Raw genomic sequence first — 15,211 nt, 5'->3', positions numbered from 1 at the left:
CGTAGGGATGACGCCGTTGCCGGCGACGAACAGCCCCGGCACATCCCATACTTCGCCTTGAGGCGAGCAGACGCTGAAGCCATCGTCGGCGGCACCCAGGCGGGTCGTCCCCTGATAATGCAGCGAGGCACCGAGTGGCATCATGAAGGGGCGGTCGTCGAGGGGCTCGCCGACCGCCTTGCCGAGGCGGACGATCTCCCCCTTGCCGCGGGCGATCACCTCGAGGTCGCGCGGCGTGAGCCGGAAATGCACCGTCATCGCCGGCATCCCGTATCCGTCCACGTCGGAGTCGGAGAACTCGACGCGGTCCGAGGCCTGCAGGTCCTTCGCGCAGAACAGGCCGAGGCCCACGATGGAGCCGGGCGCGGCCGGGTCGTCGTCCGCGAGCTTCACCGGTGAGGCGTCGAGTTGCATCACCTGCCCATGGAAGGGCATGTCATCGGTGAAGGGCACCCACGTCACCCCGCTGTACTCGCTCAGCCCGGTGGCGGCGCTGCCGTCACCGGCGTCCGTCGCGGGCAGATCGCGGATACGGACCGCGAACACGATCTGCGCCTGGTCGTTGAGATAGCGGCCGAGGGCGTCGGGACGGATGCCGGACGCCCACAGCAGCTGCGGCGTGCGCAGCGCGTCGGCGGCAACCACCACGAATCTCGCGCGGACTTCTGCGCTCTCGCCCGTGCGCCGGTCGGTGACGAGAACGCCCGCGGCGCGGCCGTCCTCGACCAGCACGCGGGTGACGAGGGACTCGTCGAAGAGCGTGAATCGCGGGTTGGCGCGGGTGACGTCGCCGAACACGACGTCCGACCCCGACCAGACGAGATTGCCGTCGTCTCGACGGTGTACGGCGAGCGGCATCCGCTGTACGCGCGTCGCCGCGATGCGTCCGGCATCCTCGGCCGCGGCCAGCCGCTCGCGCACCAGATCCCCGTAGGGTGAACTGTCGAACGCGTCGGTCGTCACGCCCAGAAGCCGCTCCGCCTCCGAGAGCAGCTCGTCGAAGCTGCCGTCGGCGTCCAGGACCGCGATTCGCTCGCTGTCGTTCGGCCGTGGGCACGCACCGGTCCAGTGTGCGGCCATGCCTCCGACGTTGCTCGACATGGCCGCTACCGGCAGCCCGTCTTCGCCCTCGACCTGGTAGCCGCTCTCGAGCAGGAACGTGCCCGGCCGGGCGCGTCGCTGCGTGGTCTTGACGATGCCGCCCGTGCGATCGGTGCTCTCCTGAGCGTGCGGACCCTCCGAGCGCGTCTGCGCTTTGGAGCGCTCGGCCGGATCGGCGATGTTCTTCACGTGCGCACCGGGCGGGTCCGAGACGGTCGGGCCGACCTCGAACAGGGCGATCGTCGCGTCGGGTGCCCGCTCGCTCAGGATGCGGGCGTAGGCGGCGCCGGCCGGCCCGCTGCCGACGATCGCGACATCGACGGCCCCCGGGTAGCGGCCTGTCATGCCCGTGCCGCCACGTCGCGGATGTAGCGCACCGACTCCTCGGACGCGACCTGCGGGTAGTACTCGAGGCCGATCGGGCCGTCGTAGCCCGAGGCGCGCAGCACCGCGAGGGTGGCCGGCCAGTCGAGGTCCCCGGTGCCGGGCTCGCCGCGACCGGGGGCGTCCGCCAGCTGCACGTACTTGATGATCGAGCCGGCGTTCGCGAGCTCCGCCTCGATGTCCTCGCCCTCGACCGCCGAGTGGTAGATGTCGTAAAGCACGCCGAAGAACGGCGAGTCGACACCGCGGGCGACGTAGACGCCTTCGGCGGTGCGATCCAGCAGCGAACCGGGGTGGTCGACCCGCACATTCACCGGCTCCAGCACGAGGGTGATGCCCGAGCCGTCGATCTGAGCGATGGCCTTCTGGTAGATCTCGACGAGCTTGTCGAGCTGCACCTGGCGCTTCCACCCGCCGAACCCCGTGCCGCTTCCCACGACGATGCGGGGTGTGCCGAGGAAGTGCGCGATCTCGACACCCTCATCGAGCTTGCGGAAGAACTCCGAGTGGTCCCAAGGCGGGATCATGAACTGCGTCCGCGGCTCCGACAGCTGAGCGGTCAACTCCGTGCCGGTCTCCTCCAGCGCAGCCTTCAGGGCGGGCAGGTCCTTCGGCGTCGACGGAGCGTCCACGCCGGTGGGTCCCCACATCTCGACGGCGGTGAAGCCGGATGCCGCGGCCGCGCGCACACGATCGTGATAGTCGCCCGCCTCGGTGAAGAGGAGTTCGATGTTGGGTGAGAGCTGGTACATGGTTCGTCCTTCGGTGATCAGAACATCGGATGGTCGTGAACGGCATGCACGGGAACCTGCTGAAGCACGTCCCAGTGCTCGACGATCCGGCCGTTCTCGAATCGGTAGATGTCCGCGACCGCGGCGTCGGGTGCGCCGGGACGGGAAGCTTTGACATGCACCATCGCGAGGTCGCCGTCGACGATGATCCGCTGGATCTCGAAGCGCGCGTCAGGCGACCCGTCGAACTTGGGGGTCAGCATCTCGATGGCGGGTGCGGGACCATCGTGGATGTTGGGATTGTGCTGTCGGTAGTCGTCCGCGACGAGGAAGGCGAACGCATCCGCCACCCGCTTCTGGGCGTAGAAGAGATCGCAGAAGTGCTCGAAAGCCGAGCGGTTGTCGGTCATGGACGGGCCGACCCGTTGCGGCGAGTGTTCATCGCTCGCGCCGATGATGCCTGGTTAGCGAATAGACGTTGTCGATAGGATGAGCCGGTAACCGACGTAGGACGAAGGATCACACCGCCGTGGCCGATCACCCGCTTCTGTCCCGTCTCGACCTGAACCTGCTGGTCGCGCTGGACGCACTGCTCACCGAGCGCAGCGTGACGCGCGCCGCCGAACGTCTTCACCTGAGCCAGCCGGCGCTGAGCGCTTCGCTGGCACGCCTGCGCAATCACTTCAACGACCCGATCCTGGCCCGTCGTGGCAACGCGTACGAGCTCACGCCGCTCGCTCTTCGCCTCACTGAGCACACGACGATCGCGCTGGACGCCGCTCGACGGGTCTTCGAGAGCCAGGCGACGTGGACGCCGCACGAGTCGACGCGTGAATTCTCCGTATACGGATCCGATTACGGGTTCGCCACGATCGGCGCGGCGGTCTCGCGCGTGGCGGCGCGCACCGCACCCGGAGTGCGGTTCCGCTTCATGCTGCACAACACGCCCATCGTCGATGACGCAGCGAACAGCCTGCGCTCCGTCGACGCCATGGTCATCCCGCACGGCTACCTCACCGATCTGCCATATGAAGACCTCTGGCGCGACCGTTGGGTCGTCGTCGCCGACGAGGCCAACGAGCTGGTCGCCGATGGACTGAGCATGCAGATCCTGGGCCAGTGCCCATGGGTGTTCACCTACCGCTCGCGCTCGGCCTTCACCTCCGCAGGCCGTCAGCTGCAGCTGCTCGGCCTCGAACCCGTCGTCGATGCCGTCGTCGAGAGCTTCCTGGCGCTCGGCCATTTCGTGGTGGGCACCAACCGCCTGGGACTGATCCAGGCCGCGCTCGCACCCGAGGTCGCCCGCCTGGGCGGCATCCGCATTCTGGAACCGCCGTTCGATGCGACGCCCACCGCGAACGCGCTGTGGTGGCATCCTGTTCACGACCGGGATCCCGAGCATGCCTGGATGCGATCCATCTTCCTCGAGGCGGCCCGCGATGTTCAGTCGACTGTCGCCGCGGGCGACCGCTACGTCGAGCCGATCGGCGTCGCGGACGCCCCGATCAGCCTTTGAGACCACCGGCGAAGCCCTGGATGAAGCGCTTCTGCGCGAACATGTAGAACGCCAGGATCGGGATCATCGAGATGATCACGACCGCGAAGATCTTGTTCCAGGCCGAGACCAGGCCTCCGACGTACGTGTACATCGCGACCGGGAGCGTCTGGGTGGTCGAGCCGCCGAGGAAGATCAGCGAGTTGAAGAAGTCATTCCACACGATGAGGCCGGCGAGGATCGCGACGGTTCCGGTCGCGGGCGCCATCAGCGGCAGCACGACGCGGAAGAAGGCCTGAGTGGGGGTGGCTCCGTCGATGACGGCGGCCTCCTCGTACTCGGTCGACAGACCGCGGAAGAAGCTCGCGTAGAGGAATACCGACAGCGGCAGCAGGATGCCGATCCACAGCAGGATCATGCCGATCGCGTTTCCGGTCAGGCCCACCGAGCGGGCGCCGATGTAGAGCGGTACGGTGCCCAGCTGCGCGGGCAGGATGATCGCGATCAGCACCAGGTAGAAGGTCCAGGTGGTCCACCGGCGCGTGCGGCGGGCGATCACGTACGCCGCGACCGAGCCCAGCAGGACGAGGCCGAAGATCGAGCCGGCTGTGATGATCAGGCTGTTGAGGATGCTCATCGGGATGCTGTTACGACCCGTTGTGGTCAGCACCTCGACGAACGCGCTGAAGTCCAACGAACTTGGCGGGGCGACGGCGCTGGTGGTCAGCGTCTCCTCGTCGGTCTTCAGCGAGGTGACGATGAGGATGTAGAAGGGCAGCAGCATCGCGAGGGTGATGATCCAGACGATCACTTCGCGGACTGCGGTGGCTTTGGTATAGCGGAACATGACTCAGACCCTTCCGGCGGCGTCGCGGTCGCGGGTGACGTACTGCTGCAGGATCGCGAACGCGAGGATGATGATGGTCAGCACGAGCGCCAGCGCCGAGCCGAACCCGAACTGACCGAGCGAGAACGCCTGCTTGTAGACCTCGGTCGCGAGCGTCTCGGTCGCCCCGGCAGGACCGCCGCCGGTGAGCGCGAGGATCTGGTCGAAGATGCGCAGACCCTGGATGATGCCGAGGGTCGTCGCGATCGCGATCGAGGGACGGATGGCGGGGACGGTCACGTTCCAGAAGCGACCCCAGATCCCGGCGCCGTCCAGCGCGGCGGCCTCTTCGACTTCGACCGGCACCGAGGCGAGGCCGGCGAGGTAGATGACCATCACGAACCCGGTCTGCTGCCAGACCACCGTGATCAGGATCGCCCAGATCGACCATGTCGGATCCGCGAGCCAGACCTTCTGAAGGTCCTCCAGACCGATGAGAGCGAGGAAGCCGTTCAGCGGACCGTTGAACTGGAAGATGAACTTCCACACGTAGGCGACCGCCAGCGGGCTGAGCACGACGGGCATGAAGATCAGGGTGCGCAGGATGTAGCGCGTCTTGAGCATCCGGTTGATCGCGAGTGCGAACAGCAGGCCGAACACGTTCGTGAGGATCACGGATCCGAACGCGAGGAAGAGAGTGTTCCAGACGGCGCCGAGCAGCTGGGGATCGTTGAAGATGCGAACGAAGTTGTCCAGGCCGATGAATTCCCAGTCACCGAGACCTGTCCAGTTGGTGAAGGCGAAGAAACCGCCCGTGAGCGTCGCGAGGTAGTGCACGCCGATCACGAGGACGATCGCGGGCAGCGCCCACCACCAGTGCCCGTAGGTGATCAGTGACTTGCGCCGACTGGCGGGGGGCGGCGTGCGCCGGGCCCGAGGGGGCACGGTGAGGGTGCGAGTACTGTTCTCGTCGATCGTCACGTCATCTGCTCTCTGACCTCGTCGTCAAGGCGCTCTGTCTGCCTGTATGTGCGCCTCGGTCCACTATCACACGCTTGCGTCGAAAAGACACATTAGTAGTAGCGATATCCGGTATAAGTCCCGGTGCACCGCGACGGTGCCGCCGTCTCCGGGTGCGAGTGACAGGATGCATCGGTGTGAGCATCAATGACGACACCGGCGGCTTGCGCACCGACAGCGGTGACCCGCTCTGGGAGGCGTTCGTTTCGCCGCCCGACGAGGCCCGGCCGCGGGCGTGGTGGCATTGGATGGACGGCAACATCGACCCAGCGGGGATCGTCCGCGATCTCACCTGGCTCTCGGATGCCGGGATCCGCGGGGTGCAGCTGTTCGACGGAGGCATGGGGGTCCCCCTCGTCGTTCCGGAGGTGGTGCGGCCGGGATCGGTCGCGTGGGACGAGGCGGTGGACACCGCCGTGCGCACTGCGGCGGAGCTCGACCTGGAGCTCGCTGTCGCGACCTCCTCGGGGTGGAGTGCCGCGGGCGGACCGTGGGTTCAGCCCGTCGATGCGATGAAGAAGGTCGTCTGGTCGGAGGCCGTGGTCGATGGGGGCCGGCATCTGGAGATCTCAGTGCCGCCGCTGCCGTCCGTGCCGGGCCTGTACCAGGACTGCCCACGCTGGGCAGCCTCAGACCCGACGCGGTTCGCCACGGACTGGGTCGTCCTGGCGTTCCCCCACGATCCGGCGCACGACGTGCTCCGCCCGGACGACGTCTTGGCGTCGGCGCCCGTCGAGGACTGGTCGAGCCTGGTCGACGATTCGTTCGATCGGAGCCTCACCCTGCCCCGCGACCCGGATGCCTGGTCGACAGCGTGGATCGAGCAGTCTTTCGCCGAGCCGGTGACGATCAGCTCGGTCGTCGTCGGACTGCCGGGACCTCGAGGATTCGGGGCGGCACCTGCGCCCACCGCCGTTCTGCAGGCGAGCGACGACGGTGTCGCCTACGCCGACGTGGTCGCTCTCGGACCGACGAACGTTCCGGTCCGCTCGGCGACCTTCCTCCCCGTCACGGCGACCCGGTTCCGGCTCGTCGTCTCCGGCGGCAGCGCCGCGGATGCCCTCCCGACCCTCGCAGCCGGTGTGCGTCTGCCACCGGTCCTGCGGCGTTCCGACGCGTTCGTCATCTCCGAGTTTGCGCTTCGCGCCGGTGCCCGCGTGCATGCGGCGGAGACCAAGGCGGGTTTCGGCGTCGTGGCCGACTACTTCGAGGTCGACACGGACCCTGGTGCGGATGCCGGATCCGTCGACGCCGGCACGGTGATCGACGTCACGCCCTTCACTGTCGACGGCGTGCTGCGGTGGGATGCCCCGCCGGGACGATGGCGGATCCTGCGCATGGGCGCATCGCTCACCGGGCACACGAACGGGCCCGCGCCGGCCGACTCGACGGGACTCGAGATCGACAAGCTCGACGGCGGACGTGTCGCGGCATACCTCGACGTGCACCTCCGCCGGTTCCGCGCTGACGCGTCCGCGGACTCCGGGCTCCGCTTCGCGGCGCTGCTCAGCGACAGCATCGAGTCCGGTGCTCAGAACTGGACGGATCGCATCCTCGAGCACTTCCGTTCCCGACGCGGATACGATCCGCTCCCCCGCCTTCCGGCTCTGGCAGGCTTCCTCATCGGCGGCCCCTCCGAGTCCGACCGGTTCCTCTACGACTACCGGCGGACGCTCTCGGAGCTGCTTGCCGCCGAGTACTACGGCACGCTGGCCGCGGCCGCTCACGCGCGTGGGATGAGCTACTACTCCGAGGCACTCGAGGACGGGCGGCCCCAGCTCGGCGACGACCTCGCCATGCGCTCGCACGCCGACGTGCCGATGGGTGCGATGTGGACCTTCGAGCCTGCCGATGGCCCGAAGCCGACCTACGTCGCCGACCTCAAGGGGGCCTCGTCCGTCGCGCACGTGTACGGCAAGTCGTGGACCGGCAGCGAAGCCTTCTCATCGTTCGGCAAGCCCTGGACATCATCGCCGAGGAGCCTCAAGCACGTCGCTGACCTGCAGCTCGCCCTCGGAGTGACCCGCTTCTGCATCCACACGTCGCCGCACCAGCCGCTCGCGGCGCCGCCGCCCGGCATCGCGCTGGCCCCTTTCCTCGGCCAGGCATTCACCGTTCACGAGACGTGGTCCGACATGGCTCGGCCGTGGATCGACTACCTCGCACGCTGCAGCGCTCTTCTCAGCCGAGGCAGGCCCGCGGTCGAGATCGCCGTCTTCATCGGCGAGGAGGCACCGGTCACCGGCCTGTTCGACGACGCCGTCGACACGGCTGTGCCGGTGGGCTTCGACTTCGACTACATCGGGCCGGAGTCGCTGGCCGAGGTGCTGCGGGTCGAGGACGGGATCCTCGTCTCGGCGGGCGCCGACTATCGCCTCCTCTTCCTGGGCGGGTCGAGTCGTCGCATGACGATCCCCGCCCTGTCGAACATCGAACGGCTCCTGGATGCCGGTGCCACCGTCGTCGGCTCTCGCCCGGAGTCCTCGCCATCACTGGCCGACGACCCGATCGCATTCCGCGAGGTGTGCGACCGCATCTGGGCACCCCACCGGCGCGCGGGTCGCATCCTCACGGGTGACCTCGCATCCGCGCTCGAACAGCTCGGAATCCGGCCGGCACTCGAGGTGGAGGGTGGCCGCGTGCTGCGAATCGCCCGACTCGTGGACGGCAGGCGCGTGACGTTCCTCGCCAATCCGTCTGACGATGCGATCCGCATCCGGATCCTCGCGCCGTCGGCATCCGCGGATCTGGTGGGGTGGGATCCCGTCGAGGTGCGCCGCGTTTCCCTGTGGCGGACAGGGAGCGGCTTCGAGGTGACCCTTCCGCCGTCGGGTTCCCTCTTCGTGCTGGAAGGAAGCTCGCCGGCGCCCGATACCAGCCTCGAGCGCCTCGCGCTGGAGGGTCAGTGGACGGTGGAGCTGCAAGGGAGCGCGCCGTGGTCGATGAGTCCGCATCCGCGGCTGTGGACCGAGCTCGATGCCGCCGGGCGGGCGTTCTCGGGCACGGGCGTGTACCGCCACGAGTTCACCCTGACCGCGACGCAGGCGGGGGCGAGGGCGCTGCGGCTCGAGCTGGAAGAGGTGTGCGACATCGCTCGAGTGGCGCTGAATGGAATGGACTGCGGGGTGTCGTGGACTCGTCCCTTCGGGGTGGACATCACCTCGGCAGCGCGGCCCGGAGTGAACCTCCTCGAGGTGCACGTCGCCACGCCGTGGCGCAACCGGCTGATCGCCGAAGCCGGCGCGCCGAGCGGAGAGATCTTCGCGCCGATGACCTCGGTGTACGAGCCGACAGCAGCAGTGCAACCAGCTGGACTCGACGGGCGCGCTGGCCTGGTGATCGGCTATTGATCCGCTCGAACCCGCGGGTATGACGGATCAGTCACTCTATTGCCGCACATAAGCGACCGTTATGTCGGAATGAGGCAAATGATGCAAGGGTGGAGATGCGGCCCGAAGCCGAGCCAGCTGCACCGCTGGCGACAAAGACGTCACGAAAGGTTCGAAATGTCACAGCTCTCCAACAACCGGCACTTCCGGTGGTCGCTCCTTGCGGCACCCGTCGCCGGTGTTCTGATCCTCGCCGGCTGCTCCGGTGGCGGCGGCGGCACCGATGACGGCGGCAGCACCGAGGAGCCTGCCGCTGGCGTCGGCTTCTCGCTGATGGTCGCTCAGGCGAATGACGCCGACGACTACTACGCCCAGCTCGCGGAACAGTACACGGAAGAGACGGGCACGGCCATCGAGGTCATCCCCTACCCCTCCGACGCGTACAACACTCAGGTGACGACGCAGCTGCAGGCAGGCAACGCGGCGGACATGATGATCCTGTCGCCTGGAACCGGTCAGGCGATCTCGGTCATCACACTCGCCGAGGCGGACTTCCTCGAGCCCCTCAACGATGCGTCCGCGGGTGTGATTCCTGCGGGATCCGAAGCCCAGTACCAAATCGACGGCGAGACGTTCGCGCAGCCGGTTGCTTTGGCACCCGTGGGACTCGTCTGGAACCAGGCCGGCGCAACAGAGGTGGGCATCGACGAGTTCCCGACGACCTACGAGGACCTCCTCACCGCATGCGCGACCGCTCGCGAGGGCGGCAAGTCCTTCACGGTCCTCGCCGGCTCATTGCCGCCGAACACCGGCCTCATGGCGCAGCTCATCTCGGCGACGCGCGTTTATGCCGAGACGCCGGACTGGAACGAGCAGCGCGCCGCCGGCGACACGACCTTCGCCGACAGCGAATGGCGTCAGGTGCTCGAAGACATCAGTCAGCTCAACGATGAGGGATGCTTCCAGGACGGTGCCGCGGGCGGCACGTTCGACTCCATCACCCAGGGCGTCGGCAGCGGCACGTCGCTGAGCGCCGCGGTGCCTGGCTCTGCGGCCTCTTCCATCGGCGCGGCGACGGGACTCGACCTGAACATCCAGGCATTCCCGCCGGCCGAGGGGCAAGAGCCCTTCACCGTCACGTCGGCCAACTATGCATGGGCGATCAATGCGGCATCCGACGACGCGGTCAAGGCCTCGGCGCAGGAGTTCCTCGATTGGGCAGGCTCACCCGAGCAGACTGCCGCCTTCGCAGAGCTGTCCGGATTCGTGGACGTCTTGGCCCCGACCGATAACCTGGCGCCGGCCTACGAGCCCATCGGCGAGTTGCTGGAGACCGGCGCCTTCGTCGGCCTGCCCAACTCCTCATGGCCGAACCCCGGTGTCTACGACGCGCTGGGCACGGGCGTGCAGGGCCTGCTGACCGGCCAGAAGACGGTCGACCAGGTGCTGGATGAAATGGACGCGGCCTGGGACGAGTAGACCCGGCAGCTCCACGCCGCAGCCCAGGGACTCCGGTTCCTGGGCTGCGGCTCTCTTGTGAACGTCCCGCCCGAAAGCGACCCCATGACTAGCGCACGAATCCGATCACTCCTGGCCGGGATGACCTGGCAGGAGAAGATCGGCCAGCTGCAGATCATCTTCCGACCGAAGCCCCGAGGATGCAGCATCTCTCGTCCGCGACGGGGTCGGTGCGATGTTCTGGCCGCGCTCGGCAGCGGCCGCCAACGCGCTGCAGCGCGAGGCGGTCGAGAACACGCGGCTCGGCATCCCGATTCTGATCGGCCTGGACGTGATCCACGGCCACCGCACGATCGCACCGGTGCCGCTGGCCATGGCGGCCTCGTTCGACCCGGAGCTCGTGGAGAGCCTCGCCCGACTCTCAGCGACCGAGGCACGTTCGGGCGGAGTCACCTGGACGTTCTCGCCCATGGTCGACGTCTCGCGGGACCCCCGATGGGGCCGCGCGGTCGAGGGCTTCGGTGAGGACGTGCACCTCACGGCGGTGCTCGGGGCGGCGATGGTGCGCGGCTATCAGGGGAATGACCTCTCGGCGCCCACGGCGATCGCCGCGACCGCCAAGCACTTCGTCGCCTACGGCCAGCCCGAGGGGGGCCGCGACTACAACGGCGTCGACGTGTCGTCGCACCGGCTGCGCAACGTCTACCTCGAGCCGTTCCGCGCGGCCGTCGACGCCGGGGTCGCGTCGGTGATGGCGTCGTTCAACACCGTCGCGGGGGTGCCGATGCACGCGAACCGTGCGCTGATGACGGCAGTACTGAAGGACGAATGGGGTTTCGCCGGCGTCGTCGTCGGCGACGCGGACGGCGTGCGCAACCTGCTGCCTCACGGCGTCGCCGGGAGCCTCCCCGATGCCGTGCGCGGCTCCTACTCCGCCGGCCTCGACGTCGAGATGGGGGGCGCTCCGACCGAGGTGGCATTGTCGGCGGAATCCGTCGACCCGGCGCGCATCGACGATGCCGTCGCGCGGGTGCTCGGCCTGAAGGAGGCGCTCGGACTCTTCGACGATCCGTACGTCGCCGAGGGTGCGGAACTCGTCGAGCCCACCGAGGCCGCCCGCCGGCTGGTCCGCGTCGCCGCGGCGCGGGCGGCGGTCCTCCTGAAGAACGACGGCACGCTTCCGCTGAGCGCTCCCGCGCGCGTCCTGGTCACGGGCCCCTACGCCGAATCGACCGACCACCTCGGAGCCTGGACGCAGTCGTTCGCGGCACCCTCGACATCCATCGTGGACGAGCTGCGGCACCGTCTGCCCCAGTCGGATGTGCGGGCGATGCCCGGCGTTTCGTTCTTCGGCGATCGGCGCGACGACGTCGACGCCGCGGCGACCGCGGCGCTGGACTGCGAGGTCGTGATCGTGTGCGTCGGCGAGCCCTCAGCGCTGTCGGGTGAGGCCGCCTCGCGAAGCGAGCTCTCTCTGCCGGGCCGTCAGGCGGACCTGATCCGCGCGATCGCTGGAACCGGCATCCCGTTCGTCGTGGTCCTCGCCAATGGCCGGCCGCTGGTCGTGGCCGACTGGATCGACGTCGCACCGGCCGTGCTGGAGGTGTGGCACGGCGGCACCGAGGCGCCCGCGGCGATCGTCGATCTGCTGCTGGGCGACCAGGAGCCCGCCGGACGGCTGCCGATGTCATTCCCCCGCTCGGCGGGTCAGGTGCCCATCTATTACGCGCATGAGAACACCGGTCGCCCGGCGACCGTTCGCGGATCGCTCGACCTCGAGTCGGCCGACATCGGGCTGCACGGCCCCGACAACGTGCAGGAGAAGTACACGTCGAAGTACTTGGATCTCGACCTCGGACCGCAGTTCGCGTTCGGCCACGGTTCGGGCTATGCGGCCTTCACTCACTCCGCGCCGCGCCTTTCGCTTGCGGAGATCGACGCGGACGATCTGACGGCGGGTGCGACTGTCACCGTCGCGATCGACGTGACCAACACCTCCAATCGGGCGGGCGACGAGGTGGTGCAAATGTACGTGCACGACGTGGTGGCGAGTGTCGCGCCGCCGGTGCGCCGCCTCATCGCCTTCGAGCGTCGCACTCTCGCGGCCGGGGCCACCGCGACCGTGGAGTTCGCCGTCGGGGGCGATCAGCTCGGGTTCTGGACGACGGATGCCGCGGCCGCGACGTTCGTGGTCGAGCCGGGGCTGTTCCGCCTCCACGTGGGCGCGTCGCTGGACTCCACACAGCCGGTCGAGCTGCGCGTCGTCTGACCCCGCGCCGCCGAACCCACATCCTGCTCGCGAACCCATGCCTTCCCGCGTGCCCGGGCATATGGGCTCGCTGCGAAGGTATGGGTTCGCGCGGGAGGTGCGGGGCTAAGCGGGCAGCGGGCGGTAGCGGAAGTCGCGGAAGCGCGCGCTGCCGACGCCCGTCGCGTACAGCGCGGGGCGCAGGCTCAGCAGGTCACCGGTCGTGTTGGCGTGGTAGCCGGAGGTCTCGTAGCGGATGGCGTGACGGATCCATTCGCCGCCGGGAACCCGGTACCACCCGGTCACGATGTGCTCGTCGTTGCGGATGCGCAGCGTGATCCGCCTGGTGGCGGGCGCCGGTTCGCGCCAGTGCGTGCGGATGCCGCCCGAGTAGCTCAGCATCCGTTCGCCGTCGATACCCATGCCGCAGAACAGCCGGTTGTTGAAGAAGAGGAGAAGGCCCGCCTCGGTGCGGGTGTCGGAGACGTCGACGTCGACTTCGATCTCGTAGGAGTGGTCTCCGGTGAGGATGGCGAGGGGTGACGTGTCGGAAGGCGACGTGCCCTTCCCCGCCAGAACGAGGCCATCGTCGAGCGAGAGCCGCTCAGCCTCCCCCGACGCCGGCGCGTGGAACGCCCACCGCTCGCCGAGCCGCAGCTTCGAGAAGTCGTCCGTGAACGCCGATGACGGATGCTGCGGCCCCGCGCCCCGCGGTACCTCCAGCTCGCCTCCCGGATCGCCCGCGACGGTCTCGGGCCAGCCGTCTTCCGTCCACCGGATCGGCTCCAGCAGGATCTGACGGCCGAGCGTTCGGAAGCCGTTCTCGTAGCCGTGCGAGACCATCCACCACCCGTCGTCTGGCGCGGGGCCCGGTACGAGCGTCGCGTGCCCCCTCGACCACCAGAGTTCCGCGGCATCCACCGTCCGTGCGATCGGGTTGCGCGGGTGGTTCTCCCACGGTCCGTGCACGGACCGCGAGCGCGCGACGATCACCATGTGCCCGGTCGGCGGGCCGGCGGTGCCGCCGACGGCGCTCACCAGGTAGAACCAGCCGTCCTTGCGCAACAGCTTCGGACCCTCCAGCGCATAGGCCTCGGTGACCCAGTCGTCGGGATAGCGCCAGCCGTCATACACGTGCTCGAGCTCGCCGACGGTCGACAGGCCGTCCGCTGCGAGCGCGATGCGGCGCACGCCGCTCACGAAGAGATAGCGAATGCCGTCCTCACCCACAACGTGGCCGGGATCGATCACCCCGCGGATGCCGAGATCGATGGGCTCCGACCACGGTCCGCTCATCGACGGTGCGTGGATGACGTAGATCGACGCGTCTGTCAGCGTCGACCACGGCGTGGGGATGAAGGGGATGTAGATGAAGTAGCGCCCGTCATGCTCGGCGATGTCCACGGCGAACGTGTTGCCGACGGGGTTCGGCAGTGCCGCGCACTCGTATGTCCAGTTCACAAGGTCCGTGGAACGGTACAGAAGCAGGCCGGGCGCGGCTTCGAACGAGGAGTATGTCATCCAGTACTCGTCGCCGACCTTGATGATCGCGGGGTCGGGCCGGTCGCCGGCAAGGATGGGATTGGTGAACGTCGCGACGGTGCTCACGCGCGGGCGCCTATCCAGTCCGCGATCGCCTCGATCGTGGGCAGAGCGGTGGGGTCGGCGGGTTCGTTGATGTGCGCGTGGTCCGCTCCGAGCTCGAGGTGCACGCGCACGTCCACCCCCGCCTCGGCGAGCATCGCCGCGAACGCCTCGCCGGAGGGCCGCAGCCCGTCGTGCTCGCACACGACGACCAGGGTCGGCGGGAAGCACTCCCCCGAGCCCAGTCCGGCGAAGACGTGCGGATCGGCGAGCATCTCTGGGGAACCCGCGAAGTTCAGCGCGATCTGAGTCGTGGCCGATGCCGGGTCGGGGATCTCCCCCGGGCGGCCGCCGTCGGGATGCGCGGCGGGGTAGACGCTCACGAGGCCCGCGGGCACCTCCGCTCCGGCATCCCGTAGCCGCGCGACGGCTCCGGCGGTCAGGGTACCGCCGGCACTGGCTCCTCCGAGGAGGAGCGCACCGGGCTCGACGCCGAGCAGCTCGGCCGAGTGCTCACGCGCGTACTCCCACGCGGCGAGCACATCATCCGAAGGCACCGGGTAGTGCACGTCGCCGAGGCATTTCGTGTAGTCCACCGCGAACACCGGGATGCCGCGAGCCGCGAGCTCCAGGGCCACCCAGTTGGACTCCGGCATGTCGAGATAGCCACCCATGAAGGCGCCCCCGTGCACCCAGACGAGCGCGCGGCCGGACGACGTCGCCATGTCGTCGCGATAGATGCGGGCCGGCTGCGGGCCGTGCGGCGCGTGGACCACCCGGTCGGTCACCGTCACGTCGGCCAGCCGTGGAAAGCGTCGTCGCAGCGACTCGGTGTCGACGTCGCGACGCCTCTCGGCGGGCTCGCCGTTCTCGCGCAGCCATCGCAGCGCCTCAGGGAACGGCAGCGACCGGATGTCGAAGCCCGCTTCCGCCTGGGTCTCGGTCATGCCGGCTGCAGCTCCCGCATCGACTTGCGGATGAGGTCGTGCTGCTTGCGCACGAGCACCAGCGGGTCGACCTCGCCCAGCTCGGCGA

The 15,211-nt window shown here is 68.7% G+C and carries 11 protein-coding genes; 4 read left to right on the top strand and 7 right to left on the bottom strand.

The window, feature by feature from the left end; genetic code table 11:
• The 3 genes from VFX99_RS14610 to VFX99_RS14600 form a co-directional block, all read right to left on the bottom strand.
• A partial coding sequence (locus tag VFX99_RS14610; protein WP_329667022.1) for a GMC oxidoreductase occupies window positions 1–1,446 on the bottom strand: 1,446 nt, incomplete at its 3' end.
• Window positions 1,443–2,237 carry a TIM barrel protein gene (locus tag VFX99_RS14605; protein WP_329667021.1) on the bottom strand — a complete coding sequence of 265 codons (795 nt, stop codon included), beginning with the start codon at window positions 2,235–2,237 and terminating at the stop codon, window positions 1,443–1,445. The genes VFX99_RS14610 and VFX99_RS14605, both read right to left, overlap by 4 nt.
• Window positions 2,238–2,254: 17 nt before the next feature.
• Window positions 2,255–2,626 carry a nuclear transport factor 2 family protein gene (locus VFX99_RS14600; RefSeq protein WP_329667020.1) on the bottom strand — a complete coding sequence of 124 codons (372 nt, stop codon included), beginning with the start codon at window positions 2,624–2,626 and terminating at the stop codon, window positions 2,255–2,257.
• Window positions 2,627–2,745: 119 nt separating this feature from the next.
• On the opposite strand from VFX99_RS14600, the gene VFX99_RS14595 reads away from it, so the two are divergent.
• A complete protein-coding gene (locus VFX99_RS14595; RefSeq protein ID WP_329667019.1) occupies window positions 2,746–3,732 on the top strand; it encodes a LysR family transcriptional regulator in 987 nt (328 codons plus the stop codon).
• Here VFX99_RS14595 and VFX99_RS14590 read toward each other — a convergent pair.
• Window positions 3,722–4,558, bottom strand: coding sequence for a carbohydrate ABC transporter permease (locus VFX99_RS14590; RefSeq protein ID WP_329667018.1), 837 nt, complete (start codon window positions 4,556–4,558; stop codon window positions 3,722–3,724). The genes VFX99_RS14595 and VFX99_RS14590 overlap by 11 nt on opposite strands.
• Window positions 4,559–4,561: 3 nt before the next feature.
• Window positions 4,562–5,518 carry a sugar ABC transporter permease gene (locus tag VFX99_RS14585; RefSeq protein WP_329667017.1) on the bottom strand — a complete coding sequence of 319 codons (957 nt, stop codon included), beginning with the start codon at window positions 5,516–5,518 and terminating at the stop codon, window positions 4,562–4,564.
• Between the two features lie 176 nt (window positions 5,519–5,694).
• On the opposite strand from VFX99_RS14585, the gene VFX99_RS14580 reads away from it, so the two are divergent.
• The 3 genes from VFX99_RS14580 to VFX99_RS14570 all read left to right on the top strand — a co-directional run bounded on the left by VFX99_RS14580 (window position 5,695) and on the right by VFX99_RS14570 (window position 12,613).
• A complete protein-coding gene (locus VFX99_RS14580; protein WP_329667016.1) occupies window positions 5,695–8,907 on the top strand; it encodes a glycosyl hydrolase in 3,213 nt (1,070 codons plus the stop codon).
• A gap of 156 nt (window positions 8,908–9,063) precedes the next feature.
• Window positions 9,064–10,365, top strand: coding sequence for an ABC transporter substrate-binding protein (locus VFX99_RS14575; RefSeq protein ID WP_329667015.1), 1,302 nt, complete (start codon window positions 9,064–9,066; stop codon window positions 10,363–10,365).
• A gap of 214 nt (window positions 10,366–10,579) precedes the next feature.
• Entirely contained in the window at window positions 10,580–12,613 is a 2,034-nt protein-coding gene (locus VFX99_RS14570) for a glycoside hydrolase family 3 N-terminal domain-containing protein (protein ID WP_329667014.1), read from the top strand.
• Window positions 12,614–12,718: 105 nt separating this feature from the next.
• On the opposite strand, the gene VFX99_RS14565 is transcribed toward VFX99_RS14570, so the two are convergent.
• Together VFX99_RS14565 and VFX99_RS14560 are read right to left on the bottom strand one after the other, a co-directional pair.
• Window positions 12,719–14,200: a family 43 glycosylhydrolase gene (locus VFX99_RS14565; RefSeq protein ID WP_329667013.1), complete on the bottom strand. Its 1,482-nt coding sequence runs from the start codon at window positions 14,198–14,200 to the stop codon at window positions 12,719–12,721.
• Window positions 14,197–15,123 (bottom strand): alpha/beta hydrolase, encoded by a 927-nt coding sequence (locus tag VFX99_RS14560; protein ID WP_329667012.1) that lies wholly within the window; start codon window positions 15,121–15,123, stop codon window positions 14,197–14,199. Before VFX99_RS14560 ends, VFX99_RS14565 begins: the two co-directional genes overlap by 4 nt.
• Window positions 15,124–15,211 lie beyond the last annotated feature (88 nt).

The organism is Microbacterium sp. (genome assembly GCF_036277215.1).
Lineage (GTDB): Bacteria > Actinomycetota > Actinomycetes > Actinomycetales > Microbacteriaceae > Microbacterium.
This window is presented reverse-complemented; position numbering and strand designations above follow the sequence as displayed.

Coding starts and splice junctions, on each gene's coding strand:
- VFX99_RS14600 (WP_329667020.1), bottom strand. CDS start 2,626: ATGACCGACAACCGCTCGGCTTTCGAGCACTTCTGCGATCTCTTCTAC.
- VFX99_RS14575 (WP_329667015.1), top strand. CDS start 9,064: ATGTCACAGCTCTCCAACAACCGGCACTTCCGGTGGTCGCTCCTTGCG.
- VFX99_RS14590 (WP_329667018.1), bottom strand. CDS start 4,558: ATGTTCCGCTATACCAAAGCCACCGCAGTCCGCGAAGTGATCGTCTGG.
- VFX99_RS14570 (WP_329667014.1), top strand. CDS start 10,580: ATGTTCTGGCCGCGCTCGGCAGCGGCCGCCAACGCGCTGCAGCGCGAG.
- VFX99_RS14605 (WP_329667021.1), bottom strand. CDS start 2,237: ATGTACCAGCTCTCACCCAACATCGAACTCCTCTTCACCGAGGCGGGC.
- VFX99_RS14560 (WP_329667012.1), bottom strand. CDS start 15,123: ATGACCGAGACCCAGGCGGAAGCGGGCTTCGACATCCGGTCGCTGCCG.